The organism is Akkermansia massiliensis, assembly GCF_018847375.1.
In the GTDB taxonomy this organism is placed as follows: domain Bacteria; phylum Verrucomicrobiota; class Verrucomicrobiia; order Verrucomicrobiales; family Akkermansiaceae; genus Akkermansia; species Akkermansia massiliensis.
In genome coordinates this window covers 732,280-758,897 of sequence record NZ_CP072036.1, presented here as the reverse complement: position 1 = coordinate 758,897, position 26,618 = coordinate 732,280, and the positions used below count along the sequence as shown (strand labels likewise).

Below are 26,618 nucleotides of genomic sequence, written 5' to 3'. Positions count from 1 at the left end.
CGGAGGGGCCCTATCCTAAGGGATGGGGCAGGAGGAGGAAAAGCGGCAAATCACCCCCGTTGAGTCATGACGCAGCCGGCGGGGCATTTCTGCCGTGGAAGGTCCGGTTCAGGGGGAAATGCCGGAAGCGCGCCGGAAAGACGGGGCCGGTTAAAAGCCCAGGGCTTCCTTCTGCCAGTTCAGCAGGGTGGAGACGCCTTTTTCCCTGTCTTCCGCAATGGCTTCCAGGGAGGCCCGGGTAATCAGGAAGGAGCCTTCCATGCCCAGTTCTTCAGCCTTTTCATCCCTGAGCTTGGACAGGCGCGCCAGATTGGCCTCAAACTGGTCGGAATGCTGGCGGCGCTGGATGCGCGGGCGGCAGGGATAGTCGTCTTCATCCAGCAGGTAAAATTTCTGGAGGGCGTCCATGAACCGGCTGCGCCTGTGGGAGTGGAAGCGGGGCGGAGGAGTCACGGTGCGCTGTTCCTGAAGGGCGAGGCTCCACTGGATGAGGTCCGCGTTGGAGCAGACCATGAACGCGGGCTTGTCCCACGCTTTAGCCTCCGCATCGCGCCATGTCCACAGTTCCCGGAGGGCGGCCAGCCCTTTCCTGTTCAGCTTGCCGCAGCCCTGGATGCGCCAGGGGTCCTGATGGCCGGCCAGATGGCGTTCCCGGGCTCGGTCCATGGAGTGCCTGCAAATCTCTTCAAACCAGCCCATGCGTCCTTTTTCCCGGAGGGCGGCCGTCAGTTTGTCCGCCATGTCCAGCATGTAATTCACGTCGTTCAGGGCATAGGTGACCATGGTCGGGGAAAGGGGGCGCCGCGCCCAGTCCGCCTTTTGGGAGGACTTGCTCAGGGCTACGCCGTGGAAATGTTCCACCAGGGCGGCCAGCCCGAACTGGCGGAAGCCCAGCAGGCGCGCCGCCGTCTGGGTATCCCAGATCATGGCGGGCAGCGTTTCCCAGGCGTTCTGGAAGAGGCTCATGTCATAATCCGCCCCGTGCATCCAGACTTCCGTTTCCTTCAGCCAGTTGTAAAACGGCCCCATGTCTTCAATGGAGAGAGGGTCGATCAGGCAGGAGCCCGTTTCATCCGCGTACTGGATCAGGCAGATCTTTTCCTGATAGCGGTGCAGGCTGTCTGCCTCCAGGTCCAGGACTACCCGTCCCGTGGGCTGTGCGGTGGCGCGCTTGCGCCATTCCAGTAATTCCTCTTTCTCGCTAATCATCTTATTGCAACAGAGCGGGATTGAACCATGTATCAGCACGCCGGGCAACTGGAAATGCAAAAAAAGTGCTGATGGGGCAATCATGTATTGCCTATTTCCCGGAAATAGGGCACGAAGAAAGGCGCATGGAAGAGGAAGCTACAGAAACCGGACGCAACCACGGAGAACAGCCTTTGGACGAATTGATGAAGCGCTGGCATCTGACCAACCACGACCTGGTGGAGATTTCCCCGGAACAGCTTACCCACAAGCAGGTTCAAAAGGCCCGGCAGGGACGCCAGCTTACCTTGAAAATGATGCAGAAGGTGTGCCGCGCCTTGAACGTGGCCATCTGGGAGCGGCTTACCCCCATGCAGAAGGAGCAGTATTTTGAATACATGCACAAGCATGTGTTCAGCTATGCCAAGGGGTATGACCCGGCCTGGAAGGATCCGAACATGGACATGATGGCCTGATTCCGGACCTCTTTTCCGCCGCGGAGGCACGCGTTCCCTTTTCCGTTTCTTGTTTCGCGCTTCCGGGAGAAACCGGGCTGCGGCAGGGAATTTTTTTACAAGGCTGGCGGTTTTTATGAAGCGTCCTGATGCCCCGTTTTTTCCCGTTTTTACGGGAGATGGGCAGATCGTCCCGGGTATGGTATTGTGTTCCAGCGGGATGGAAAAAAACAGACATTCCATTTGACAGCCAGAAAACCAGGGTGTATACGCCGCGCTCCTTTTTATCCGTCATCATGATGAATATTGCTTTTATTACCTGTTTCGTCGGTGTTCTGGGGATGTGTGCGGGAGCGTCCCTGGCCGAGGGCAAGCCGTGGTCCGGAGAAAAAGTTCCGCTGGCGGAGGACGGCGCGGTGGTTCTGGATGACAATGAATACCTGCTGAACCTGGCGGATTATGAAAAACTGGAGCAGGGAGGCGGTTTGCTGGTGCGGTATGCAGCCGGAAAGAACGGGCTCCGGGAAGACTCCGGCGCGTTCTATTTTGAAAACAGCCATGGAAAAATGGTGAGCGCCGCCATGGAGCCGGTATCCGGAAATGCCGGAAAAACGGAACCGGAGCGTCTGGCCCTGGTCAGTCCCGCTTTCCCGCTGAATCCGGAAGGTAAGTGGAGCCTCAAGCGGAAGAGCAGGCCAGCCGAACTTTACCGGAAGAAGGTGGCCGTCTCCCACATGGACCAGGAATACACGTTCCAGAGCCACGAAGATGCGCAGGTGAAACTGGTGCACGGCGTGCTGGCAAATGCCCTGGTATCGGGAAATAACCGCTCCAAGAGTTATAACTCTTTCAAGGTAAGCCGTCATACCCCTTCTTTCTGACTCGCTGAAGGAAAATTCCGGTTCTTCAGACGGGGAGAAAGAGGCAAGGGAGGAGGACGGACAGGCGGAAAGCCATGGGGACCGGGAGAAGCCGGAATCCGGGCTGCATCTTGCAGAGAACGCCGTTGCGGTTTCCGGCCCCGGCAGCCTTGCCGCGGCTCCGCGTGCGGCGCAGGACATCACCGTGACCGGGGGTGGAAGCGTTGTCCTGGAGGAAGGATTTGACGGAACGGTGCGGATGGAGGGTTCCGGAGATATTTTCCTGGACAGTGTCAATGTCAGCGACGGCGGCAACAAGGAAAAGCATTACGGCCTGAATATCCGGATGGACGGCGGCCCCGGCTCCAAGGTGTATCTGGGCTTCACGAGCTCTACGGCGCGCACGGCTTTTTTAGAGGGTACCGTTTCCGGTACGGGGACGCTGGTGTTTGAGAACACCAGCCGCAGCCGGGTAAGCAATTTTGACCTGACGGGCGCGGACATGGGCGGTTTCAGCGGCGTGGTCCAGGCGGCGGCGCCGCGTTCCAGCCTCTCCTCCGAGGGGTATAATACGCCCGTCCAGCTTCAGGCGGCGGGGAATATGAACGCCACGGTCATGGACCTGTCCGTGATCCGCCAGGGCGGCAAGGACCCCGCCGGGCTGGGAGGCTGGCTGACGGACAGTGCAGGGACCCCCTCCATGGTGATCCTGAAGCTGGAGGGTGATTTGACCGTCTCCGGCCTGGAAGGGGCCACGGCCGGTTCCTCCTCTCGCGTGACGGTGGGCAATGGGACTGCCGCTACCCTGACCATTGACGGTGCGGAGAACCATGAATTCAAGGGAATGATCGGCGCGGCGGGCGCGGACGGCGGCTACTACGTGGGGACGGAGAAGAATGAGAGCTACAAGAATACCCAGCTTGTGGAGGCGGACGGCACCGGAGTCATCAATCTGGTCAAGAAGGGAAGCGGGGAGCAAACCGTTTATTCTGGCCGGCTGGGCAGTCTGGACATTCAGGGCGGCGTTTTCCGCCTGGGGGCGGATGGGGCCCTGACCGTAGGGAATTCCTTTTCCACTTCCTCCGGCGGCTTGCTGGACATTGCGGCAGGGGCCATCCTCGCGCTGGATTACCATGAAGCGGCTTCCCGGCTGGGGGGAATGAACTGGCGGTCCGCCGGAACGCTTGTCTTCAACAAGGGGCTGGTTCTGGATGTGGACGGAACGTTTCAACTGGATTCTTCCGTGCAATTTGCGGAGGGCAGCCTGCTGACGGTAATCATGCCCGCATCCGGCATTCAATCCGGAGAATCCCGCAAGCTGGTTTCCGTGACGGAGGGGAATACCCTCTTCTTTGCGGACGCCGTGCAGCGGGAAAAGGTCAGGTACGCCACGGGCAGGGATGCCGACGGCAGCTGGATTTACCGGGAGCTGGACGTTTACAGCGGACTGACCCTGAATGTGCAGGGGGGAGGCCAATGGCAGATGCTCGTGACCGGGCTGGATTCCACTTCCCTGGAAGGCACCTATTTTGACGCGGACAAGTTCAATTACTACGTCTGGCAGGGGAACGGGTCCAAGGTTCCGGACGGCAGCGTGTGGTCCGACGGGGCGGCGGGCGCCAGCCCGTGGGAAGGCGGCCTGACGTTCCGCAACGGGGAGCGTGAAGTCTTCTTCGGCATGCAGGATTTATCCGGCCACGCCGTGGACGGCTTTGACGTCATCCTTGACGGAACGGTGCGCGTCTCCAGCCTGACGGTCTCCGTGGACAAGGAGGCGAACGGCGGCATGGGCTATGTCTTCCACGCCGCGGACGGCGGCGCAGGCAGCATTGCGGACGCCGGACCGGACCACGCGGGCGAGCTGGTCAAGGAGGGCGCAGGCATGCTTACCCTGGCTACCGGCAATACTTTTTCCGGCGGAACGGAAATCCGTGAGGGCAGTATTCTGGCCGCCCGTGAAGGAGCCCTGGGCGCCGGGGACATCCGCATGGCGGACGGAACGGAACTGTATGTCAACTACCCCTTTGCCACGGAGCTGGATTCCTCTTACCGCAACCCCTCCATTGCCAACAACATCCGGATCGGGACGTCCTCCAAGGACACGGCGAAGGTGGTCATCGGCTACTCCCCCCTTTCCCTGGCGGAGAAGGAAGACCTGCCCGGCGCAGGTTCCTCCGGCTACCAGTGGGATTACCTGACTTCCCGCCACTGGCGCACGCTGTCCCTGACCGGCAGGCTGGACGGCTATGGGGAACTGACGCTGATGGGCTATACCTCCACGACGGCGGGCGGCCAGGACAAGTGGGTAAGCATGTTCCACATCTGCGATGAAAGCCTGGCCCCGGGGGAAAAGTCCAATTTTACCGGCACGGTCAAGCTGGACAACTACATTCTGTATTCCGAGGCGGACTCCCCCGCCAATGCGGATGCCAACAACGACATCCTGGCCATCCGGAAGCCCGGCGCCGTACAGCTCATCGTGGAAGACGATGCGCTGCGGAACGCCAAGGTGGACCTGACGCGCGCCCATACCGTGAACGCGGCGGACAACGGCACCGTTTTTGAAGGAAAGGAACGCATGGACCTTTACCACATCCTGCTGGTGCAGAAGGATGCCGTTCTGGCGGGGCTGCAAGGGGATTTGATCGGGAAAACGCAGGACAGCGAGTATTACGGCAAGACTTACACGGTGGGGAGCGAAGTGGATACGCTGCGCGTGCTGACCAACTCCAACAGTACGCTGACGCTGGATGTGGATGGTACGGAAAAACTGTATTTTGCCGGTGTCTTCGGGACGGCATCCACGTATGGTTCCGCTACCTCCGGCAAGGTGACGGCCGCAAGCAGGGAAACCCTTTCCCTGACCAAGACGGGCACGGGAGCACAGTACATCCATACGGCCGCGGTCAACCGCCTGGTGCTCCAGGAGGGGACGCTGGGCTTCAACAGCCTCAACGTGAAAACGAGCGCCGTCCTGTACGGAGGAACCAACTTGAATCTGGGAGTGACGCGGGGCATCGCCTCCGACGGCACGGCGCAGGAGTGGGGCGCAGCGGGGGGAGGCATGACCATCAATCCCGGTTATGCGCTCCACATCGTGACGGACAGGACCGTAAACGCCGGTACGGGGGCAGGGGTCGTTGCGGTTCCTGAAACGGCGGTGGTGAACGGTTCCGTGACGGTATCTGATTCCTCCTTCCTGTATTTTGACTGCTCCATCCTGCCCTCCGAGCTGCAGGAGCATCCCCTGCTGGCCGTCAAGGGGCTGGAGGACATCGCTGATTCCGGCAGGTTGAACCTGAACGGCGATATTCTGGTGCGTTTCGGGGGATACGATTTTGGAGAAGCGGACACGGTTGACAAAAAATACTACCTGGCGACGACGGAAAGCGGCATTTACGTGGACGGGGCGCTGGGCGGCTTTCAAACCCGCACGATTTCCATCGGGAACGGGTGGTTCGGCATCATCAAGGTTTCCGGGGACAACATGAACCTGGTCATGACGGTGACCAATACGCCCATCCGCACCTGGTACAACGGAGAAAACCGGAGCGAGGGGGAATACGTGGCCGCCACGGACAACGTCTGGTTTGCCAATGAATTGCCCGAAGGGGAGGGGACCGACCGCAACCACTGGCTGGAGGGCCTGGACAAAAATCTGGGCCTTAACGGCTTTTACCGGGATACCTACCATGTGGCCTTCGGCGCGGAAGGAGCCGGGAAAACAGGAATGGTGGAAAGGGAGGAAGGAAAGGATTACAACGTGGTGCTCATCAGGGGGGAAGTGCGCCCCGCCTCCATCCGCGTGAAGGATGACGTCAACTACATCTTCCGCGCCCATGCGGACGGGGGCCTGATTGCGGACGGGGAGCTTCCGGATGACTATGAAACCAGCAACTGGAAAACCATTCTGACCAAGGACGGAGCCGGAACCCTGGTGATGGAGACGGCCAACACGTATTCCGGCGGAACGGAAATCAACGGCGGCAGGGTAGTCATGAGGGATGCCGGAGCCCTGGGGACCGGGGAAATCCGGATGTTTGACGGCACCTCCCTGGCGCTGGACTACCAGAGCGGGGGCTTTATCCAGAAGGTGGCTCTGCTGAATAACCTGCTGACGGTGGCGGAGGATTCCGTGGTGACGGTGTCCCATACGGACAGGGTGATCGGTGGCGTCATTTCCACGGTCCGGGGGGATTCCACCGCCAACCTTGTCCTGCAGCATGCCAACGGCAGCGGCCAGACCGTTTTCCAGCTGGATGACGGCTCCAAATTCCATGGAAAGATCAGCATGAGCGGGACGCAGGACGGCCAGGGAACGGTGCAGGCCTGTCTGGACCGGAACACGTGGGAAGAAGCCGGTTTTGATTTAAGCCTGAATGGTGTACAGAGCACGATACTGCATCTTGATTCCGTGGAGGACGTCCATCACATCACCCTGGCCGGCATCATGGGGCAGGATGAGGCTTCCTTCGTGACCACGGAAGCCAGCGCGGGGCGCGATTCCTCCACCACCCTTTTCCTGGCGGTGGGGACGCAGGACCGGATTTATTGCGGCAATGTGGGCTTTGGGCAGTACATCGACATGTATGATACGGGCCTGCGCCATGATTCCGGCTACATCAGCCTGGTGAAGACGGGCATCTTTTCCCAGACGGTGGGGAATGCGCGCCTGGCTTCCCTGCAAATTGACGCGGGTTCCCTCAAGGTGGTAAACACTCTTCTGCTGGCCGGGGAATTGAGCGTGGCGCAGGATGGCAACCTGGTGGTGGGCCATGACGAATGGCAGGGGCTGTACGATTATGACGTGCAGGTCAACGACGGCGGCGTTCTGCGCCTGGGCTCCGGCTTTGGTTCCCTGACCGGGACTCCCTACACGGAAGACGGAGTTCAGAAAACCGGCAATACGATTCTTCTGAACGGCGGAGGCGTGCTGGGCATGCTGGACGCGGACTGGAGCAATGAGAATGAAATGGTGGTGAACGCCGGAGGGAAGGCCTTTGTGCTGGATACGACGGGTTACGATCCGGACTCCATGACGGCCTCCGGAAACAGCCATGTCATGACGCTCAACGGAACCGTCAAGCCCGGCGGCGCCTCCGGGATCATCATCGTCAAGAACGGCAATGCGGGCAAAAACGGCCGCGTGGTGCTGGGCGCGGCCAACACCTGGGACGGGGTCTACCAGGTAACGGACCATGCCGCGCTGGAGCTGGCGCATGCGGGCGCGCTCAATACGAAAGCCGGAGTCGAACTCCAGGGAGCGGCTTCCCGACTGGACGTGAAGGCCGGAACGGTTTCCTACGCCGCTTCCGTGAAGCTGGCGGGAGCGGGAGCCTCCGTCAATACGCTGAATTCTTCCTCCCTCTCCGATATTTCCGTGGCGGTGACGGCCCGCACCGGGGCCGCCTCCTCCACGGTGGAGCGGGCTTTTCTAGGTTCTTCCGCCGGAGCGGGAATCGTGCAGGGAGCAGGCTCCGCGGCCCGCGCCCTGTTCAACGGCGTCAACGTGAACGTCAGGACGGGAGCGGCGCTGGCCCATACGGAATTCTCCGGCTCCGTGCTGGAGGTGGCCGCAGGGCAGGAGGCCCGCGTGACGGACATGCTCATTCATGCGGCGGATTCCGGCATCAGGCTGGGCGCGTTTTCCTCCCTGGCCGTCACTGGCGTTTCCACAACGGATGCCGTGCCGAACCTGAACGTCAGCTATGCGGACGGCAACTTTTCCATGACAGCTCCCGATGCGTGGACGACCAATGTGCTGATTACCGGGGCCGGGCAGGCTTCCGTGGACTTCTCCGGCGGCGTGAACCTGCTGCTGACGGAGTGCTCCGGCAGCCTGATTGAAAAACTGGTGGAAGCCCGTGTGAGCACCATCAACTTTGTGCTGTATGACGGCTCCCTCACCAATGCCTTCAGCGGGGATTACTCCCTGGCCTCCGTCCTTTATGACGCCGCCCTGAAAAACGCCGGCTTCATCCTGGCAAACGGGGACTCCTGGATGCGCGACGGCGTGGTGACGCTGGTGCGCACGGTTCCCGAACCCGGTACGGCCTCCGTGGCCTTGCTGGGCCTGGGCGCGCTGCTGCTGCGCCGCCGCAGGAGCTGAACTCCTGAAAAACATTCCGGCGCCGCGCGCATGAATCATGCAGACGGCGCCGGGAAAGGCAAAGCGGAGGACCGGAGCAAGGCACGGTCCGAAAATGGAAATACTTTATTGGGCGGACTTCGCCTGCTGCCAGCGTTCCTCCATGGCGTCCAGGGAGGCTTCTTCCAGGGAAAGGCCGTCTTTGGCAAGCAGGCGTTCCATTTCATTGAAACGCCGTTCAAACTTCCTGTTCGCCCCGGCCATGGCCGTTTCCGGGTCTATTCCCTTCTTCCGGCACAGGTTGACTACGGAAAACAGGAGGTCCCCCAGTTCCTCCGTGACGTGCGGATCTTCCTCTGGCACGGGAAGGATCTCCTCACACTCCGCGGTTTCCTCCTTCACCTTGTCCAGGGCGCCCTGGGCGTCCGCCCAGTCAAACCCCGCTTTGGCGGCTTTTTTCTGGAGCTTCCATGCGCGGAGCATGGGCGGCAGCCCCTTGCCCGTTCCGTGCAGGTACGGGGTGGCTTCCGCGCCTTTTTCCTGGCGTTTGATCTTGTCCCACTGGGCCAGCACGGCATCCGTCGTGTCTGCCGTGGACTGGGCAAACACGTGGGGATGGCGGCGGACGAGCTTTTCACTCACTTCCGCGGCCACATCGTTGAAATTGAAACGCCCGGCTTCCCGGGCGATCTCCGCATGAAAAACCACTTGAAGCAGAACGTCGCCCAGCTCCTCCCGCATCTGCTCCCAGTCGTCCCTCTGGATGGTGTCCACCACTTCATAGGCCTCCTCGATCATGTTGGAAATCAGGGAGTGGTGAGTCTGTTCCGCGTCCCAGGGGCAGCCCTGGGGAGCGCGCAGGCGTTTCATGATGGCGATGAGGCGCTGCATTTGAAGGGCAGGCTCGCGGCATTCGATCATTTCAGTGTCGTTCATGACGGAGCCATACTAATCGCGCAAGGGCGGATGACTAGCAAAAATTCCTCTTTACCCGGAACGGTTCTTCCCTACACTCGCCCCCATGGAAGTTCACACGTGGAAAGAACGCACGGAAGAAGGTACCCTGGTATACAGGGCATGCCACCACGCCAGCAAATGGAAGCTGGAATGCGCCCCCAAGGTGGGCCGTGCGGAACGTGACGATGTGGAGTGGGAACACGTGGAATTCACGCGGGCGCACTGGGTGACCCTGCGCGACGTGCTCTGGCGCAAGTACCAGCGCAAACGCTGCCCGTGGCGTTTTATTGAAGCCATAGACAAGCTTCTGGAAGACATGCCGGAAGAGGAGGAAACCGGTTCTCCCCATGGGGAGGACGGGCGGTAGGAACGCCCTTCAACTTCTGCCGTGCCGGGGATGCTGGGAGCGGTTTTCAGGGAATGGCTCTCCTGGGTGTACCCTTTCGTCTGCGAGTTGTGCGGACGGGGCGGACTGGACGGCTGTCATGTTTGTCCGGAATGCCGGGAGCGTTTCGTGCCCATTGAACCACCCTGCTGCGCCGTTTGCGGAGAACCTGCGGAAGGTTCCTTCATCCCGTCCGGGTTATGCGCCCGCTGTGCGGAAACGGCTCCGTCCTTTGAGGAAGCCCGCGCCGCATACGTGAACGAAGGGGCATTGAGGGAGCTTCTGCTGGCCTTCAAATATGCGGGGGCCGTTCATCTGGCCGGAACCTTCGCGCGGATGATGGCGGAGGCCGTGCGCGGAAATCCCCACTGGTTCGGAGGAAAAAAGCGCCTGCTCGTTCCCGTGCCCATGCACCGCCGCAAGCTGGTGCGGAGGGGGTACAACCAGGCGCAGGAACTGGCGGCGCTGCTGGGGAGAGAACTGGGCTGGCCCTGTGCCGGGGTGCTGAAACGCCTGCCTGACCGGCTGCCCCAGGCCAGCCTGGCGCGGAAGCAGCGGCTCAGGCACGCCCGCAGGATTTATGCCGCGGATGAAAAAAGAATCAAACGTCATCCCGTCGCGGGAAGGGACGTGCTGCTGGTGGATGACGTTTTTACGACCGGGGCCACGGCGGACGCCTGCGCGCATCTGCTGCTCCGGGCCGGGGCGGCTTCCGTTTGCGTGCTGACGCTGGCGCGGACGCACCATGCATGGCATGGCTGAACCGGAATTTTCTTTCAGCTTCACCGTTTCCTTCCTACAATGGCAGTCATGAATCCGGAGCTGATGTTTCATACGGAAGACGAAGTCATGTTTTATGATACGGATTGCGGCGGAGTGGTTCATAACCTGGCCTACCTGCGCATGATTGAAGCCTGCCGCACCAAGCTGGGAGCCAAATTGGGCATGGATTACAAAACCATGAGCGATTTGCAGCAGTTCGCCGTGGTGGTCCGCCATGAAATCGACTACGTACGCCCCGCCGTGCTGGGGGACACCATTCTGACGACGGGATGGCTGCAATCCGTGGAACGGGCCCGGTTCTGGTGCGATTTTGAAATGCGCCGCGCCTCCAACAACGATCTTCTGGTGAGGGCCCATCAACAGCTGGCCCTGGTCCGGATGCCCCAGGGGCGCCCCGCGCGCATTCCAGCTGAATGGCGTGCGCGGTGGCAGGAATACATGGAATCCTGATCTTTTTTTGTCCGTCTTCCATTTTGCGCTTGCCATGAAAGGGGGCGTGGTGTTTACTGCCTCCGCCCTTCCAGCAAGGGTAAGTGCTTGGGTAGCTCAGTTGGTAGAGCAGTAGACTTTTAATCTATTGGTCCCGGGTTCGAGTCCCGGTCCAAGTACCATTCCCTTTCATACGTTGAAACTCCGCAGGAAGTATTTCCGGGCGGAGTTTCTTTTTTGAGGTAGCCGGAAAACGGGCGGGAACGTGGTGTTCCACCATCCAATGAGCATGGGAATGGGTATTGCCGTGCTGCCCGGTCCGTGAGGCCGCCGGCGGAACGGAAAGACGGAACCGGGCGGGGATGTCCATCAGGGCAAATCATGCCGGACGGCGCGTTCTATTTCATGGAACAGCAGGAAATGGTCTTTCAAATGGTACAGCCATGATCGGATGTCGGCCAGTTCGTGGGTTTCCAGCATGACCACCGGGAAGATGAACGGATTTTTTTTAACGGAGACTTCAATGAGGCCGATGATTTCATTCCTCCTGCTCAGGACGGGGATGGCGAGGTATTGCATGTATTTTTCCTCCGGGGGCTGGTTGCGCTTCCGGAAGAAGCTGCGCCGCACTTCCGCCGGGCCGGAGAGGACTACGGGGCTGAGATGGCGTTCAGCGAACAATTGTTCATCCAGCATGGAGGGAGTTCCCGTCACGGGCCGCGGAGGTTGGGCCAGCAGAGAGGGGATGTCGTTATTGTGTTCTCCCTGCGCGTAGCCTGTGACGCGCAGGAAGGTCTGGCCCTGCTGCCGCTCCGCCTGGATGTAAAGCACTTCAAAGATGAGGGAGCTTTTATATTCGGCCAGGGCTGCGGCGATGGTGGAACACAGGAACAGGCAGGCGGAGTTGAAGCTTTCCGTCGTTGCGCGGGAGCCGTCCGCTTTTTTCTCCCGGCGGTCTTCTCCATTCAGCTTGTTGGCGAAGTTTTCATATTCCCCGCTGAGGGCGGCGTAGGTTTTTTTGTAAAGAGCCGCACTGCGGTTTTTCAGGGTGCAGGCCTGTTTCTTCATCTCCCGGTTCCTGTTGATCAGCCTCTGGCATTCCACGTGCCACACGATGAAAGCGGCGCCCAGGATAACCAGCAGGACGATTTTTCCCGTGTTGGCGCCTTCCATGGGCGTCCCTCCGATGATGGAGATCACAACGACCAGGATGGGCTGGAACAGGTTTGCTTTTTTGAGGAAGGAGGGCTCTTTGAACATAAGAAAGATGCGGGAGAAAGGTTGGTTGAAAAGAAGGTGATGCTGTACAAGTCTTGTTAAAGGTGTGTTATTTGTTGATTATCAAAAATATTCCATATTGAAGGTTGAAATGGTGCGGAATGAAAGCAGGAAGCGGAGAGGTTTTTTCTTATGCCATCTTAAATTAAGTTTATTTATAATCAATGAGTTTTTTGTTAATTTAGAAGCATTCTAATACGATATTTCTTTGAATGATAAGGCTTCCTTTGTTCCAATAATTGTTAGGAAAAAATAAGAGTTTTCCATTTGGGAAACGATTTGTTAAATCGCAGTGTTTTGATATGTTTTATTTTGATTCATGGAATATCTTTGTTTACAGGGTAAAAGCATGGAGAGCCGGAGCAAGCTCCGTCCGGAGGGCCGGACTCCTTGCGGAATTGTCCGTCAATATCCGGATGGGGAAAAGGAATGGTGAATGGGCCCCCGGATATCAAGGGGGGAACAAATATTCTTCCGGCTTTTTCCCGGAAATGATGCGGGTTACGGCTCCGGTGGCTGCGGTGCCGGAACGTCAGGGCTTGCCCCTGGAAAAACCCTGCCGCGGTAATGTTCCGTGCGCGCCTGCCAGGCTGCCCGCCGTGCCGCATTATTCGGCATGGTTTTCTTCTGCCCACTTCCTGTACTGTGCGGACAGTTGTTCAATAAGCGGCTGGTGCCTGGAAGCGAGGTTTTTTTGTTCCGTCCTGTCCCTGATGTCGTATACCTGCCAGGGGCCGCGGTTGGGAGCCACCAGCTTGAATTGGCTGGTCAGAGCCGCGCGGTTCCTCTGGTGCTCCCAGAAAATGGTGCGGGAAGGGCAGGTGCCGGGAATGTAGTCCCATACCCTGGACGGAGGAAGCTTTCCGGGATTGGCCCAGTAGGCGTTGAGCGGTTTGCCGTCCATGTGGACGGGAACCGGAAGCTGGGCCCACGCCAGGCAGGTGGGGGCGAGATCCTGAAGCAGGAAGGGGGAGTGATAGCGCGCGCCGGGACGGATTCTGGAAGGGTAGCGGATGATGAAAGGCGCGGACAAGCCGCCGTCAAAGGTCTCAATCTTATACTGGCGGTAGGGAGTGTTGGACACGGCCGCCCACATGAGACCGTACCCGTCCCGGCAGCCGGCTTCCCCCAGCGGACCGATGGGAAGAACGGTTTTCTTGTTCCTGTTGTTCTGGGGCATTTCCGCCGTTGCGCCGTTGTCTGACAGGAACATGACGATCGTGTTGCCGCTGAGGCGGTGGCGGTCCAGGGACGCAAGGATGCGGCCTATGCCGCGGTCCATGATGGAGATTTGGGCGGCGTAGGTGGCCATGCACCTGGAAAGGTAGTCCTTGCGCTCTGCTGTGGCCTTTTCATAGCCGGAAGGATTGAATTTTCCTGCCATGCCCAGCTTGGCGGAGGGAGGGACGATTCCGAGCTGTTTTTGTTTTTCCAGCCTCTTGGAGGCGATGGCATGCGGAGATTTTCCGCGGTAGGACGGCAGCATTTTTTCTATTTCCTCCCGGGGGGCCTGAAGGGGTGTGTGCGGGGCCGTGTAAGCCACGTAGAGGAAGAAGGGTTTTTTGCTTTTGGCGGCGTCGTCAATGTAGGCCAGGGCCGTTTGGGTGATGTCTTCCGTCATGTAGAAATTCTCCGGCAGGTCCTCCGGCCGGAGCAATTTTCCGTCTTCTCCGAAGGGGCGGTCCGGCATGGGCTTGTAGTAATCCGCCGCGCCTCCCAGCAGGCCGCGGGAACGGTCGAAGCCGCGGTCCCAGGGGTAGGTTCCCCGGACTTTCCCCAGATGCCATTTTCCGGAAAGGTAGGTACGGTATCCCGCTTTTTTCAGGAGTTCAGGGAGGATGGGGATATCCGGATTCAGCCGCCCGCGGTAGCCAGGGCGTCCGCTGTCGTCGTCCAGCAGCCCTACGTCCACCTTGTGGGGCTCGCAGCCGGTCATGATGGAGGCGCGGGAGGGGGAGCAGCGGGAAGCCGTGTAGCACCGTGTAGCCAGCATGCCCTGTGCGGCGAGGGAGTCCAGATGGGGAGTGGGGATTTCCGAGCCGTAGCAGCCCAGGTCGGACCATCCCATGTCGTCAGCCAGGATGAGGACGATGTTGGGCTTGTCCGCCGGGGAGGGGACAGGGGAGAGCAGCCAGAGGGCCATGCAGGCCAGGAGGGGGAAACTTGGAATGAAACGCATGGGAGGAACGGGGTGTATGATAAAGCAGGCAGGCCCGCGGACGGATCCTGCCCGGAGGCTGGAAAAGGAAAGCTGTCTTCCCTGTTGGCCCGGACAGCTTGCGCGACCGGGAATTCCTCCGGAAAAAGCCGGGTGGGCGGATATGGTGCGCCGGAAAAAATGCGTCTGCTACCACCACAGGACGGCGCAGAGCAGAATGGCGGCTCCGTAGGCCATGCCGCCCAGGCAGAGGGGCGTCCACCAGGCCGGTTTGGAGCATATCTTGTTCACCATGTCACGGTACAGGTAGGGTTTGCCTATCCAGAGGAGGGAAAGGAAAATGACAATGTAGCACCAGATGGGGATGAGCAGCCTGGTGACCGGGTCCTGGAGGAAGGCCGCGCTGAGAAGAGGGGCCGCCACCATCAGGCCGAAGATGCCGAGCGCCCGCGGAAAGAGCAGGTTTTTCACATGGGTGACCATCAGCACCAGGAAAACGGGACACGCAAGCTGGAGCAGCCAGCGGATGCCTTCAAACTCCGCCAGCCCTACCCGGAAATAACTCAGCACGCCCAGCCCTTCCGGAGCCACCAGCAGGAAGAACCAGAACAGGCCGATGGCCAGCAGAACCTGGGCCAGCAGGTGGTTGCGCGGGGAGGCCAGCAGAAAGGCCTGCACCTGCTGCCTTTTTACCAGTGCGTAAAGGTGAACCAGCAGCAGAACGGCGCCCAGGACATATCCCGCCACGGGCAGCGGTATCATTCCATCATACGGATGCAGGAAGGGAGCGTGCTGGTTCATCTGAACGCTAACCTTAATGATTATCCCGGCTTCGTAAAGGCGAATCAGCGGGAGAGAGAAGAAAATTCCATCGGATTCCCGGCGTCAGGCCGCTGGAATTCCCCCGCAGCCGGCGGAGGAACGCAGGCTCAGGAGCCTTGGGTGACTTTTTCAAACGTGGGATCCTCCACAGGGGTGATTTTCCCGTCCGCGTAAAGCACCATGATGCCTCCCTGATGACGTTCCAGGGCCGGGACCACGATTTCCTCAAAGTCCTGCTCCGTGATGACGCTGCGTCCGTCAAGCGGAATGCCGTCGCTGATCCAGGGCTTGCCGCGCAGGGCCTGCCCGCGCGCCACGTTCATGGGGCGTCCCTTCCGGTTGTCCAGCCAGCTGGTGTAGGAAATGGTGTCCGGGCTGGCGGGAAGGATGGAATCTTCCGCCGCGAGGATTTCCGGCCGGTTGTCATTCTTGCAGCGGAAGGTGTCCGGAAGCATGTTCGGCTCCTTGTCGCTCCGGGCGATCAGGTCGGGCTGTTCTGCGTTCACGATGGGGGCCAGGGCGTCCCACCAGTTCCGGCACTCCCTGGCGGTCAGAAGGCTGTCCTTCATGCCGCTGGAGGGCAGTTTCCCGCCGTTCTGGCCTGCGAATTCCTTGCCCCAGTCGCTGATGCGGCGCAGGTTGTCCGTGCAGCGCGTTCTGGCCGCAGTCTCCGTAGCATGGGAATAAATGCTGTAGGATACGCCAGCCAGCAGGGCGATGATGGCGATGACCACGAGAACTTCAATAAGCGTGAAACCTTTGCTGCGTGAGGGGAGTAAGCGGGCTTTCATGATTTCCCGCCATTATGCACGATTGCCGCCGCTTGAAAAGGCAGAAACTGCGCCCTGGGGCGAAAAGCGCCGGACGGAGCTCCGGAAACGAAAAGGGCCGGTCCCGTGAAGGACCGGCCCGCAGGAAAGGAAATGGCTGGATTGCGCTTACTTGGCGGAAGTGACCAGCGCGGCGAAGGATTCCGGCTTCAGGGAAGCGCCGCCCACCAGGGCGCCGTCAATGTCCGGCTGGGCCATGAGCTCCACCACGTTTTCCGGCTTTACGGAACCGCCGTACTGGATGCGCACCCTGGCGGCGGTGTCCGCGCCGAAGACGTCGGAAATGACCTTGCGGATGAAGGCGTGGGCTTCCTGCGCTTCCTTGGAGGTGGCGGTCAGGCCGGTGCCGATGGCCCAGACGGGTTCATAGGCGATGACCAGGTTGGCCACTTCTTCCGGGGTGAGATCCTTGAGACCGCCCTTGAGCTGGATTTCCAGCACGGGTTCCAGAATGCCGCCCAGGCGTTCATCCTTCGTTTCACCGATGCAGAAAATCGGGGTGATGCCGGCGGCGATGGCCTTCTTGATCTTGGCGTTGATGATGGCGTCCGTTTCTCCGAAGTACTGGCGGCGTTCGCTGTGGCCGAGCACGACGTACTTGAGGCCCAGTTCATTCAGCATGCTGGTGGAGATTTCCCCGGTGTAGGCTCCGTTGTCATACTGGGAGACGTTCTGGGCGCCTACGGCAGTGCAGGAGCAGCCGTTCAGGGCGTTCAGCACGGAGGGGATGGTGGTGAAGGGGGGAATGACGACCACGTCGCATGCGACGTCTTTTCCCTTAACGAGGTTTTTGAAGCTTTCGATGAATTGGGCGCCTTCGGCGGGGCCGATGTTCATCTTCCAGTTGGCGGCAATGATGGGTTTGCGGGACATAGTGGAATGAGATTAATCAGGAGCACGCATTGTTGCCAAATTGGGGCCGAGGTCAAGCACAGATCAAAAGGGCCGCATACGCGCCGTCCGATTTTTCCTCATGGGGAAGGATGAGTTTTTCCTCCTTCAGGGTCCATTCCGGGTGGTTTTGCAGAAAATCCCTGACCACCAGGCCGTCTTCCTCCGCGTCAATGGAACAGGTGGAATAAACCAGCCTGCCCCCCGGCTTGACGGCCTGAGAGGCGTTTTCAAGAATGCTCCTCTGGAGGGCGGCCAGGCGGCGGATTTCCTGCGGGGTCAGGCGCCAGCGCACGTCCACGCGGCGCTGGATGACCCCGGTGTTGGAACAGGGCACGTCCAGAAGCACGGCGTCAAAACGGCGTTCCCATTCCGGAGGGCAGGGGAGGGACCAGTCCGCCTGCGCCGTCCGGACGGAGGAGGAACCCTGCCTGTCCAGGTTTTCCTTCAAGGTGGGCAGACGGTGTTCATGGAGGTCCGTGGCGGTCAGGCGCGCCTTGCCTCCGGTAGCGGCGATGATGGCGGCGGATTTGCCGCCGGGGGCGGCGCAGGCGTCCAGGATTTCCTCGCCGGGCCGGGGAGCCAGCAGGTCGATGGCGTAGCGGGTGGAGGGGTCCGCCACGTAAAGGGAGCCCGCTTTGATCTCTTCCAGCGGCAGGGCGCCGTCTACGGAGAACCAGCCGGGAGCGCGGTCCAGCGGAGCCAGGGAGGCTGGCATGCCGTTCACGGGGACCAGCGGATTGGCGCGGACGTACAGGCGCGGCGTGGTGTTGTTCCAGTGGAGCAGGGCGCGGACCGTTTGCGGCTCCATCTGCTGCGTCCACCGCTGCACCAGCCACGCCGGGGTGGAATAAAGAACGGGAAGCGGCAGTTTTTCCCGTTCCTCCAGGATGGCTTTCTCCCGCCGAAGCGCGTTGCGCAGGATGGCGTTGACAAGCCCCCGCAGGCGTGCGGGCGCAAGATTGACGGTTTCATACACGGCGGCGTGGTCTGCCATCCCCAGCAGGAAAAGCTGGCACAGCCCCAGTTGGAGGATAAGGCGCATTTCCAGGTCCAGCCTGCCTTTCCGCAGGGAGTCGATCACATGGTCCAGCCAGGTCTGGTTGCGCAGCACGCCGAAGACGAGGGCCTGCACCAGATGCCTGTCCGCCGTGGAAAGCGCAGCCCGCGAACATTCCCGGTCCACGAGGGTTTCCGCAAAGGAGCGGCCTTCATGCCAGCGCATCAGGCAGGTCAGGGCTGTCTGGCGGGAGGTGGGGGGATTGTTCTTCACCGGGGAACTCTACATGCGGAACGTTCAAGTTTCAACCTGCAAAAGCAAGCGGCGGAAAAAGGGCGGTTTTCCGGGGTTGTTCCGGCTTTTGCCTGTCTTTTCTGGGGCTTCCCGCTTCCTTCCTGTAAATGGCCTGGAGCCTTTCCAACTGGTCTTTCCTTGTTTCCGCCAGATTGTGCCTTTCCTCCGGGTCGCTGCTGATTTGAAAAAGGAGCCACTTGTCCTGCTTGTGCGTGAGCTTCCAGCCGTCCCCCGTGATGACCGTGTGGTCCACCACTACGTAATCGCGCTGGCTGGAAGGTTTGCCGAAGAGCATGTTTTTATAGGAAACGGAATCCTTGCCTTCCGGCATGCCCACTCCCGCCAGCTCGGCAAAGGTGGCCATATGGTCGTAGTTGGCTACCAGGCTGCGGCAAACCTTCCCGTGCGGCACGGTCCCGGGCCAGGAGACGATGAGGGGAATGCGGATGCCCCCTTCATGGTTGGTCCATTTCAACCCGGCCAGGTTGACCATGGCGTTCTTTTGGCCGATGAGCCCGCGGCTGCCGCGGAAAACGTCCAGCAGCTCCCCGGTACCGTCCAGAACGCCGCCGTGGCAGTTGAGGCCGCGGCCCCGCTCCTTGTCCGTGCGGTAGTAAAGTTCATGCCCGTTGTCGGAGCTGAAAACGATGATGGTGCGCTTCTCCAGTCCCAGTTTGTGCACCTGGGCCAGGATGGCGCCCACCTGCCTGTCCAGCTTGTCCACCATGGAGGCGTATTCCTCCGCCGCCCCGGCGCATTCCCTGTTGCCGCCCGCGGCGCCCGCATAGGCCTGGCGGATGGCTGGATGACCGGCATACTTGTTCTCTGCGGGGGGAATATCCACCGGGCCGTGGGGCAGGTTGGTGGAGAAGAGGATGAACATGGGCCTGTTCCGGTTTTCCTCCATGAACTTGAGGGTCTCCGCCAGCATGGCGTCCGGAGCGTACGTCACTTTTCCGTCCCGGTTTCCTCTCCGTTTTTCCGTGGCTCCCGGCCCGTAAATCTCCGGGGTCTTGCCGCCGTCGGCATGCGTGTTGCCCGGAAGGGGAAGGCGTTCGCCGTCTTTCCAGAGGAAGGAGGGATAATAGCCGTGGGCCCGCTGATGGTCCATGTATCCCACGTAACGGTCCCATCCGTGCCTTTTCAACTCTCCGTGCCAGGTGGTGAAGCCCCACTCCAGCTTTCCGAACTGGCCCGTGACGTATCCTGCCTTTTTCAGTAGTTCCGGAAGGAAAACCTCTCCCCCGGAAGGCTTGATGCGGGCCGCCCTGGCCGCTTTCTTTTCCAGTTCCTCGTTGGACCAGCCTTGTTGTTCCGCCGTGATGACCAGGCCGCCGTTTGTCTGGGTGTAGGAGCGGGAGTGGCTGTCATGCACGCCCATGAGCAGGGAGGCGCGCGCCGGGCAGCAGTATTGGCTGCTGTAGCACCGGGTGAACATGATGCCCTGTTTGGCCAAGCGGTCGATGTTGGGCGTTTTCACGATCTCCTGGCCGTAGCAGCCCAGCATGCCCATGCCCAGGTCATCCGCATAAATCAGAATGATGTTGGGCCTGGAAGCGGCAGTGGCCGGGACCGGACAGAACGCCAGCGCTGAAACAACTGCCAGAAATGTGCATGAAATAAATCCCATCACGGGCAGTACGTGGAAAAGGAAAGGATTGTTGCAAAGAAAAAACCGTCCGGAACTGGTATTCCGGACGGTTGATTGAAAACGTTGTGTTGCGGGGGCTTAGTTGCCGTAGGGTTTGTTGACGCGGCTGAACTGCTTCAGGCGCAATCCATTGAGGTGGATGAAGCCTTCCGCGTCGTCCTGGTTGTACAGTTCCTCATGGCCGCCTTCCATCGTGGCGATTTCTTCGGAATACAGGGACTGCGGGGAACGGCGTCCGGCGTACATGACGTTGCCCTTGTAAAGCTTCAGGCGCACTTCCCCGTTGACGGTTTCCTGGGACTTGGTCACCAGAGCCTGGATGGCTTCACGTTCCGGCGCAAACCAGAAGCCGTTGTAAACCAGCGTGGCGTATTCCGGAATGAGGGAATCGCGCACCTTCTGCACTTCACGGTCAATGGTGATGGTTTCAATGTCGCGGTGGGCCGCCAGCAGGATGGTGCCGCCGGGGGTTTCATAAATGCCGCGGCTCTTCATGCCGACGAAGCGGTTTTCCACAATGTCCACACGGCCGATGCCGTGCTTGCCGCCCAGGGCGTTCAGCACGTACATGACGCCCAGCGGGCTGAGCAGGGTATAGCCGTCGCGTTCACCCTTCGGGGTGACGTTCAGTTCTTTCAGCAGCGTGTCAAGGCCGTCGTACTTGATGCCGATGGCATCGCCCTTTTCATACAGGATCTGAATGTATTCGGCCTGGTCCGGAGCGTCTTCCGGGGAAACGGAAAGCTTGTACATCTCACGGTCGGCGGGGGTGGTGCCGTCGTACCAGGTATCTTCCAGCATCCCTGCTTCAAAGGAAATGTGGAGCAGGTTGCGGTCCATGGAATAAGGCTTTTTCAGCGACTGGCGGATCGGGATGCCGTGGGATTCCGCGTAGGCGATCATTTCCGTACGGCCCGGGAACTGCTTGCGGAATTCGGGGTCGCGCCAGGGGGCGATGACCTTGATGTTCGGGGCCAAGGCATTGACGGCCAGTTCAAAGCGCACCTGGTCGTTCCCCTTGCCGGTGGCGCCGTGGGCGATGGCGTCCGCTCCTTCACGGATGGCCAGGTCCACCATGTCCTTGGAAATGCAGGGGCGCGCGATGGAGGTGCCCAGCAGGTAGCGGCCTTCGTAAAGGGCGTTGGCCTGCATCATGGGGAAGATGTAGTTGGCGGCGAAGTCTTCCTTGAGGTCGCCGATGAAGCACTTGGAGGCTCCCGTAGCCAGGGCCTTGGCTTCCAGGCCGTCCAGTTCTTCCGCCTGGCCTACGTCTGCGCAGTAGGCGATGATTTCGGCATTGTATTTTTCCTTGAGCCACTTCAGAAGAACAGAGGTGTCAAGGCCGCCAGAGTATGCAACTACGATTTTCATGTACGTCAATGATTAGTGTGCGGCGGCATGATGCCCCATTCCCCCCCCGGAGGAAAGGACAAAATCATGTTTAACCACGGGCTTTTTCCCGGAACTGTCCGGAGCGGCTTCCCCGGGATGGTTCCTGAACAAAAACGAGAGGAGGTTCGTCAGGATTCGTTCACCGCATAAGCCCGGAAAGCTGCTTTTAATTCTTTTTCTTGCCTCCTCTATACAGAAACTCCGTCTCCTTGGCGCGTCCCAACGTCCGGTCCACCAGTCCGTTGATTTCCCGGTCTTCGTATCCCGCCATCCGGATGTACTGGCGCGCTTCCGCCGCACGGCCGGGAAAGTATCCAACCAGGATGCGAATTAAATCTTCCTCCAGCCATTCTTCTATCTCATATTTCATATCATCATTTCTGCCTTGGGCCACGATGAACTGGTCTTCCCAGCCAAAAACACGTCCCTCCCGGTGCACCTTCCACGTGTTCTTTTCCCCTTCCTTCCATCGCTTCCTCAGCTTTTCTTCGGAAGTCGCCTGGTGCTCCTTCCGGAATCCTTTTAAAATTACCGCTGTATATAACGCGCTGAACTTTCCGATCTCCTTCTGGTTCACGTTCATGCGTCCGGCAGATTCTTTTTTTATAATACGGCTTAGGCATGAAACGGCTACCCTCTTCGTATCCATATCTCCCGTCCTTCTTCCGTATTCCCACGGATGCTCTCCGCTGAAGTCCACCTGGTAGAACGGCGCTGCCGTCACCAGACCGCACAAGTGGTACAGTTCTCGGCATTGTCTTCCCCTCAGGTCATCAATATGGATCACACAATAGATTTGGAACAGACGGGCTGTGCACATGTAGAACAGTTCCAGCTCGTTCTTTTTGAGCATTTCCTGCAGGTGCCAGAGCGGAGGATACGGTTCCTTCACCGGCAGGTACATCCATCCCATCTCCGCCAGCATGCGGTAGCCCGGATACTCGCGGGGCTGGGCCGTTTCCGGATAAGCCAGGGGAAGGCGAGACCCCGGGAGCGTGGCGGCTCCCTGCACCCGGGGCGTGATGCCGGAGCAAAGAAGGATGAGCGGGAGGACGAGGTGGAATGTTTTCATCATTATTGTGGGGATCATTATTTGTTGTCTTGCGGGGAAAACGCATGGGTTCCCTGCTGGGAGTCGCGTTCCACCTGGCATTCAAATTTGGAAATCCATGCATGGACGGCTTTTCTGGTCCTGGGGTCCGTCCACCGGACCTTGAAGCTTTGCGTCACGGTATTGAGCATGTAAACATCCCGGTGCAGAATAGACTGCACGTAACGTTTACATGCCCAATCCCATTTCTGTTCCGGGGCATCCGGACTCAATCCGCCTTTCACCTCATTCATCGTCTTTTTCCATGCTATGGTGTCAATGACCCTGTTGCCGGGATCAATCTGGGACCATGTTTCTCCGGGCCGGTGCCTGCCTCCCAGGGGAGGAAAAGTTTTGTCGCTGGCGTCCGCGTCTTTTTCAATCACATGGATATTCTGGAAATTGACTTTCGTGGGATGGATCGTCAATTCCAGCTGGGCGGAAGCTCCGGGTTTGCCCCGGTCCTGTGCCTCATCCGTAGGAAAACCGGGAAATTTTTCAGCGTCCGCAATCATTCCCCTGCCGCCTCCTTCCTTTTTCCTGTGCTTCCCGGTGATGTGGGTAGGGATGCACACTTCCAGTTTGAGCGGTTTATCGGGCATCTGCTGCGTTTTTGAACCATATGCCCAGACTTTGATCGTATGGTTGTTTCCGACGGTCTTCGGACCCAAATCCTCATTGATGGACAATGTTACTTTACGCTTTCCATCAGTTATTCCCTCAAAGCTGCCCAAATGCGCCCCGTCCGCCAGGCTCCACCTGATGTCCTCATCTTCTCCAATGAGCGCCTTCTTTCCCGTCAACGTCAAGGTAACCTTCTCGCCCATGCCCACGCAGGTCCTTTTTTTATCCTCGTCCTCGTCCGGATTCTGTCCTTCTTCCTTGGCGATGTGGTAATCCGCGGAATACTTATGCGTTTTCGATTCAATCTTCAGACCTTGCATGGGTCCCTCCTCTTCCGCCGTCACACGGCAGGGGCATGCAAGAAGTGCGCCAAAGACGCAGATCTTCATAACAACCTTGTTTTTCAACAACATTCTTGAAAAAGTTTTCCAAAAATACGATTGAAGTCAAGGGAATTCCCATTTTATGCTGATGCCTTGCAGATATGATCCCGTTCCGCCGGGGAAGAAATGATTAGGAAGAGTTAAATAATCGACTGCTTCCGTTCCGCCGGAAACGCCTGTGAGGCTTTTCCTGATGGTGCCGCTTGCGGAAGAAACAGGCGTTCAAGCCGATGTGCGGAAGCTGCCAAAAAGGACGGATGACATTGAAAACGGCTTGAATTTGATGAAATTGAAAAAAAGCGCTTGATTTTTCATCCCCGGCCCTCTACTTATTCCGCCGAACTTATGGCTAAGAAGAGCTGGATCGCAAGAGACAAGAAAAAGGCTGACACCGTCAAGCGCTACGCGGAACTGCGTACGCAATTGAAGGCTGAGAAGGATTATATCGGTTTAACCATGCTGCCCCGCAATGCAAGCCCGACCCGTACGGTCAACCGCTGCCTTGTTTCCGGCCGCCGCCGCGCATTTATCCGCCGTTTCAAGCTTTCCCGTATTTCCTTCCGCGAACTGGCCAACGCCGGCATGATCCCCGGTGTGACCAAATCCAGCTGGTAAGGGCAGGGAAAGGTTGCAGCCTTATAAAGATTTTGACGCTAGGCTGATTTTTATTTAGCCTAGCGTTTTACTATGCCCATATACGAGTATATTTCCGAAAACCCTGACGACCCCGGCCAGTCCTGCCCGGTGTGCCGCCGCGGTTTTGAATTGCGGCGGCCGGTGGACCGTGCGCCGCTTGAAAAGTGCCTGGTGTGCAAGCATCCGGTGCGCAAGGTCATCAGCCGGATCAATGTGCCGGAGGCGACCAAGCCTCTTTCCGTTTCCGACGCCAAGGCAGCCGGGTTCACCGTGCTGGAGCGCCGGGACAAGGGCGTTTATGAAAAACTGTAACACAAAAGCCGGGAAATATTCCGGCCTCCTTTCCCGTATACTACTTGAAACAGAATGAATGATCCGGACCCTCTGAGTATTCTTGCGGCCTTTGGGGCCGCTGAAGCGCCCGACGCTGTTCCGGCGCTGGGTGGGATAACGCTGGCGATTGCCGGCTTTATCCTTTTTTTACTGCTGAACGCGTTTTTTGTGGCGGCCGAGTTCGCCCTGATGAAGGTTCGCGAAAGCCAGCTGCACGCCGGGGATGGCGTTCCGGCGCGTACCCGTAGGAAGCTGGCCCGGGCACGGAAGGCGGTCAAGCACCTTGACCTGTATCTGGCCGCCTGCCAGGCGGGCATTACCCTTTCTTCTCTGGCGCTGGGATTTCTGGGCACGTTTTTCGTGGCGGAGCTGACGGCTCCCTTCCTTGTTTCCCTGGGGCTGGGCGGTAAGGTTCCCGTTTACGGCATTGCTCTGGCCGTTACGTTTATTTTCTTTGCCTGCTGCCAGGTTATTTTTGGGGAGTTTATTCCCAAGGCCATGGCGGTGCGCCATCCGGACAGGGCCGCTCTGGCGACGGTCCCCCTGCTGCATTTCTTTTACACGGTATTCAAATATACGGGCATTCTTGGCCTGACGGACGGAATTGCCCGGTTTGTGCTGAAGTACCTGCTGGGTATCGATCCCCGCTCCACGGCCTGCACGGTTCACAGCACGGATGAACTGATGTACCTGGTGGAGGAAAGCGAACGTTCCCGAGAGCTGACGAAGCAGGAGGCGGAGATATCCAAGAATGCCCTTGAACTGAACGACATGTGCGTCAAGGACGTGATGACGCCGCGTTCCGAAGTGGACGTGATGGATTTGACGGCCCCCTTTGAGGAGAACTGGGAACTTGCCCGGAAGTCCCGCCATACCCGTTTCCCCCTGGTGGAGGGCGACCATCTGGACGAGGTGAAGGGCTGGGTGCACGTCAAGGATCTGCTCAAGCTGGTAGGGCAGGAAAATCCGGACCTTAGAAGCGTGCGGCGTGAGTTGCGCGTGGTGCCGGATACGATGCCTCTGGACAGCCTTCTGACGTTCTTCCTGAAAGAGCATGCCCATTTTGCCCTGGTGGTGGATGAGTTTGGTGATTCCATCGGCCTGGTGTTCCTGGACGATGTGCTGGAACAGATCGTGGGGGACGACATTCAGGATGAGTTTGACCAGGAGGAAATGCGGGAATTCGTCAAGACCGGCAAGGATACGTATGCCGTGAACGGAGCCGTTACCCTGTTTGACCTGGCGGATTACCTGCCTGAAATGGACCTGGATTGCCCGGGCGTCACCACGCTGGGCGGTTACGTGATCAGCCGGCTGGGTTACATTCCGGAAGAAGGGGAGGAATTGAAGATTGGCCGCTACCGGGCCGTAGTGACGGGGTCGGACGGCAGAAGAATCACGCAGATTCTGCTGACCCGCCTTCCGGAAGAACAGGAGGAGGAATAAGGCCATGACGGAAAAGTCACACCCGGATATGAGTTTTGAAAGGGAGGCCCGTTCCTCCGGTTTTCTTTATGTGGCCGGGGTGGATGAAGCCGGCCGCGGCCCTTTGGCCGGCCCTGTGGTGGCCGGGGCCGTCATTCTGCCTGAACTGCCGGAGGAACTGTCCGGGTTGAATGATTCCAAGCAATTGACCGCGGCTAAGAGGGAACGCCTGTTCCTGGCTCTGCTGGATTGCGAACAGGTGGCCTGCTCCGTGGGGGTGGCTTCCGTGGAGGAAATAGACCGTCTCAACATCCTGAAAGCCACTCATCTGGCTATGGCGCGCGCCGTGGAAGGGCTGGCCCCGCATGCGGATTTCTGCCTGGTGGACGGCCTGCCCGTCAAGGGGCTTCCCGTTCTGCACCGCGCTATCGTGAAGGGAGACGGCAGGAGCCTTTCCATTGCCGCCGCCAGCGTGCTGGCCAAGGTGACGAGGGACCGCATGATGACGGAGGCGGATGCCTCCTATCCGCAGTACGGTTTTGCAAAACACAAGGGATATGGCACGAAAGCCCACATGGAAGCCCTGCGGAGGCATGGGCCCTGTCCGCTTCATCGCCGCTCGTTTGCGCCGGTTTCACAAATGGAACTGTCCATTCCTGAATAGGA

Annotated in this window: 22 protein-coding genes and 1 tRNA gene; 11 read left to right on the top strand and 12 right to left on the bottom strand. The window is 59.2% G+C overall.

What is annotated here, in order from left to right:
• Positions 1 to 150: 150 nt before the first annotated feature.
• A complete protein-coding gene (locus tag J5W70_RS03180) occupies positions 151 to 1,209 on the bottom strand; it encodes a ribonuclease D (RefSeq protein WP_022397625.1) in 1,059 nt (352 codons plus the stop codon).
• A 125-nt stretch (positions 1,210 to 1,334) separates the two neighbouring features.
• Here J5W70_RS03180 and J5W70_RS03175 point away from each other — a divergent pair, with 125 nt between their 5' ends.
• The 3 genes from J5W70_RS03175 (at position 1,335) to J5W70_RS03165 (ending at position 8,612) form a co-directional block, all read left to right on the top strand.
• Positions 1,335 to 1,664 carry a hypothetical protein gene (locus tag J5W70_RS03175; protein WP_022397624.1) on the top strand — a complete coding sequence of 110 codons (330 nt, stop codon included), beginning with the start codon at positions 1,335 to 1,337 and terminating at the stop codon, positions 1,662 to 1,664.
• A 275-nt stretch (positions 1,665 to 1,939) separates the two neighbouring features.
• Positions 1,940 to 2,524, top strand: coding sequence for a hypothetical protein (locus J5W70_RS03170; RefSeq protein WP_215832923.1), 585 nt, complete (start codon positions 1,940 to 1,942; stop codon positions 2,522 to 2,524).
• Positions 2,525 to 2,708: 184 nt separating this feature from the next.
• Positions 2,709 to 8,612, top strand: a complete 5,904-nt coding sequence (locus tag J5W70_RS03165; protein ID WP_215832922.1) for an autotransporter-associated beta strand repeat-containing protein — start codon at positions 2,709 to 2,711, stop codon at positions 8,610 to 8,612.
• Between the two features lie 105 nt (positions 8,613 to 8,717).
• On the opposite strand, the gene mazG is transcribed toward J5W70_RS03165, so the two are convergent.
• Positions 8,718 to 9,527, bottom strand: coding sequence for a nucleoside triphosphate pyrophosphohydrolase (gene mazG, locus J5W70_RS03160; RefSeq protein WP_022397621.1), 810 nt, complete (start codon positions 9,525 to 9,527; stop codon positions 8,718 to 8,720).
• Between the two features lie 85 nt (positions 9,528 to 9,612).
• Between mazG and J5W70_RS03155 the strand changes: the two genes are divergently transcribed.
• From J5W70_RS03155 to J5W70_RS03140, 4 genes are all read left to right on the top strand, one after another.
• On the top strand, positions 9,613 to 9,915 hold the full coding sequence (locus J5W70_RS03155) for a hypothetical protein (RefSeq protein ID WP_022397620.1): 303 nt from the start codon (positions 9,613 to 9,615) through the stop codon (positions 9,913 to 9,915).
• A gap of 30 nt (positions 9,916 to 9,945) precedes the next feature.
• Complete coding sequence (locus J5W70_RS03150) at positions 9,946 to 10,695, top strand: ComFC family protein (protein WP_022397619.1); 750 nt, start codon at positions 9,946 to 9,948, stop codon at positions 10,693 to 10,695.
• A 48-nt stretch (positions 10,696 to 10,743) separates the two neighbouring features.
• Complete coding sequence (locus J5W70_RS03145) at positions 10,744 to 11,166, top strand: acyl-CoA thioesterase (protein WP_022397618.1); 423 nt, start codon at positions 10,744 to 10,746, stop codon at positions 11,164 to 11,166.
• An 85-nt stretch (positions 11,167 to 11,251) separates the two neighbouring features.
• A tRNA-Lys gene (locus J5W70_RS03140) sits at positions 11,252 to 11,327 on the top strand.
• Positions 11,328 to 11,514: 187 nt separating this feature from the next.
• Here the strand turns inward: J5W70_RS03140 and J5W70_RS03135 are convergent.
• The 10 genes from J5W70_RS03135 to J5W70_RS03090 all read right to left on the bottom strand — a co-directional run bounded on the left by J5W70_RS03135 (position 11,515) and on the right by J5W70_RS03090 (position 23,495).
• Positions 11,515 to 12,405 (bottom strand): hypothetical protein, encoded by an 891-nt coding sequence (locus J5W70_RS03135; RefSeq protein WP_022397617.1) that lies wholly within the window; start codon positions 12,403 to 12,405, stop codon positions 11,515 to 11,517.
• 625 nt (positions 12,406 to 13,030) lie between these two features.
• A complete protein-coding gene (locus tag J5W70_RS03130; protein ID WP_215832921.1) occupies positions 13,031 to 14,602 on the bottom strand; it encodes an arylsulfatase in 1,572 nt (523 codons plus the stop codon).
• A 168-nt stretch (positions 14,603 to 14,770) separates the two neighbouring features.
• Entirely contained in the window at positions 14,771 to 15,382 is a 612-nt protein-coding gene (locus J5W70_RS03125; protein WP_022397615.1) for a hypothetical protein, read from the bottom strand.
• Positions 15,383 to 15,510: 128 nt separating this feature from the next.
• Positions 15,511 to 16,194 carry a type II secretion system protein gene (locus J5W70_RS03120; RefSeq protein WP_022397614.1) on the bottom strand — a complete coding sequence of 228 codons (684 nt, stop codon included), beginning with the start codon at positions 16,192 to 16,194 and terminating at the stop codon, positions 15,511 to 15,513.
• Positions 16,195 to 16,341: 147 nt separating this feature from the next.
• Complete coding sequence (gene tpiA, locus J5W70_RS03115) at positions 16,342 to 17,106, bottom strand: triose-phosphate isomerase (RefSeq protein ID WP_022397613.1); 765 nt, start codon at positions 17,104 to 17,106, stop codon at positions 16,342 to 16,344.
• A gap of 52 nt (positions 17,107 to 17,158) precedes the next feature.
• Positions 17,159 to 18,397 (bottom strand): RsmB/NOP family class I SAM-dependent RNA methyltransferase, encoded by a 1,239-nt coding sequence (locus J5W70_RS03110; protein ID WP_022397612.1) that lies wholly within the window; start codon positions 18,395 to 18,397, stop codon positions 17,159 to 17,161.
• Positions 18,398 to 18,428: 31 nt separating this feature from the next.
• On the bottom strand, positions 18,429 to 20,048 hold the full coding sequence (locus tag J5W70_RS03105; RefSeq protein WP_022397611.1) for a sulfatase-like hydrolase/transferase: 1,620 nt from the start codon (positions 20,046 to 20,048) through the stop codon (positions 18,429 to 18,431).
• Positions 20,049 to 20,147: 99 nt separating this feature from the next.
• Complete coding sequence (locus J5W70_RS03100; RefSeq protein WP_022397610.1) at positions 20,148 to 21,440, bottom strand: argininosuccinate synthase; 1,293 nt, start codon at positions 21,438 to 21,440, stop codon at positions 20,148 to 20,150.
• Positions 21,441 to 21,627: 187 nt separating this feature from the next.
• The gene (locus J5W70_RS03095) at positions 21,628 to 22,536 is read right to left on the bottom strand and encodes a hypothetical protein (RefSeq protein ID WP_022397609.1); all 909 of its coding nucleotides are present in this window, start codon (positions 22,534 to 22,536) and stop codon (positions 21,628 to 21,630) included.
• A gap of 14 nt (positions 22,537 to 22,550) precedes the next feature.
• Positions 22,551 to 23,495, bottom strand: coding sequence for a hypothetical protein (locus J5W70_RS03090; protein WP_146020129.1), 945 nt, complete (start codon positions 23,493 to 23,495; stop codon positions 22,551 to 22,553).
• A 408-nt stretch (positions 23,496 to 23,903) separates the two neighbouring features.
• Between J5W70_RS03090 and rpsN the strand changes: the two genes are divergently transcribed.
• The 4 genes from rpsN (at position 23,904) to J5W70_RS03070 (ending at position 26,616) form a co-directional block, all read left to right on the top strand.
• Positions 23,904 to 24,173 (top strand): 30S ribosomal protein S14, encoded by a 270-nt coding sequence (rpsN, locus tag J5W70_RS03085; protein WP_022397607.1) that lies wholly within the window; start codon positions 23,904 to 23,906, stop codon positions 24,171 to 24,173.
• Between the two features lie 72 nt (positions 24,174 to 24,245).
• Entirely contained in the window at positions 24,246 to 24,506 is a 261-nt protein-coding gene (locus J5W70_RS03080; protein WP_022397606.1) for an FmdB family zinc ribbon protein, read from the top strand.
• Positions 24,507 to 24,560: 54 nt separating this feature from the next.
• On the top strand, positions 24,561 to 25,973 hold the full coding sequence (locus J5W70_RS03075; protein WP_022397605.1) for a hemolysin family protein: 1,413 nt from the start codon (positions 24,561 to 24,563) through the stop codon (positions 25,971 to 25,973).
• A 4-nt stretch (positions 25,974 to 25,977) separates the two neighbouring features.
• The gene (locus tag J5W70_RS03070; RefSeq protein ID WP_022397604.1) at positions 25,978 to 26,616 is read left to right on the top strand and encodes a ribonuclease HII; all 639 of its coding nucleotides are present in this window, start codon (positions 25,978 to 25,980) and stop codon (positions 26,614 to 26,616) included.
• Positions 26,617 to 26,618 lie beyond the last annotated feature (2 nt).